The sequence below is a fragment of the Ruegeria sp. HKCCD9138 genome (assembly GCF_057220975.1).
This window is the reverse complement of record NZ_JBWVAZ010000030.1, coordinates 1-1,176: the sequence shown is the minus strand read 5'-3', so window position 1 is coordinate 1,176 and position 1,176 is coordinate 1. Positions and strand designations below refer to the sequence as shown.

1 protein-coding gene is annotated in these 1,176 nt (G+C 60.5%); it reads left to right on the top strand.

From position 1 onward, the window contains the following. Window positions 1-1,176, top strand: a 1,176-nt coding sequence (gene tuf / locus AC2TEL_RS21620; RefSeq protein WP_480841073.1) for an elongation factor Tu, incomplete at its 5' end; no start/stop codon positions are given.

Here is a 1,176-nt window from a genome sequence, read left to right as displayed (position 1 = left end):
ATGGCAAAGGAAAAGTTTGAGCGTACAAAACCGCACGTCAACATCGGCACGATTGGCCACGTTGACCACGGCAAGACGACGCTGACCGCAGCAATCACCAAGTATTTCGGTGACTTCAAAGCGTATGACCAGATTGACGGTGCGCCGGAAGAGAAAGCGCGCGGCATCACCATCTCGACCGCCCACGTGGAATACGAGACCGACAACCGCCACTACGCGCACGTCGACTGCCCCGGCCACGCCGACTACGTCAAGAACATGATCACCGGTGCTGCCCAGATGGACGGCGCGATCCTGGTTGTGAACGCAGCTGACGGCCCGATGCCGCAGACCCGCGAGCACATCCTGCTGGGCCGCCAGGTTGGCATCCCGAAGATGGTCGTGTTCCTGAACAAGGTTGACCAGGTTGACGACGAAGAGCTGCTGGAACTGGTTGAGATGGAAGTGCGCGAACTGCTGTCCAGCTACGACTACCCCGGCGACGATGTTCCGATCATCGCAGGTTCGGCTCTGGCCGCGATGGAAGGCAACAACCCGGAAATCGGCGAAGAGAAAATCAAGGAACTGATGGCGGCTGTTGATGACTACATCGACACCCCCGAGCGTGAAGTTGACAAGCCGTTCCTGATGCCGGTCGAAGACGTGTTCTCGATCTCGGGCCGTGGTACCGTTGTGACCGGTCGTGTCGAGCGTGGCGTGATCAACGTTGGCGACGAGATTGAAATCGTCGGCATCCGCGACACTCAGAAAACCACCTGTACCGGTGTTGAAATGTTCCGCAAGCTGCTGGATCGCGGTGAAGCGGGCGACAACATCGGCGCCCTGCTGCGCGGTATCGACCGTGACGGCGTTGAGCGTGGCCAGGTTCTGTGTAAGCCGGGTTCGGTGACCCCGCACACCAAGTTCGAAGCCGAAGCCTACATCCTGACCAAGGAAGAGGGCGGTCGTCACACCCCGTTCTTCGCGAACTACCGTCCGCAGTTCTACTTCCGGACCACTGACGTGACCGGCACCGTGACCCTGGCCGAAGGCACCGAGATGGTCATGCCTGGCGACAACGTCGGCTTCACCGTCGAGCTGATCGCGCCCATCGCGATGGAAGACGGCCTGCGCTTCGCCATCCGCGAAGGCGGCCGCACCGTCGGCGCCGGCGTCGTGTCGAAAATCATCGAGTAA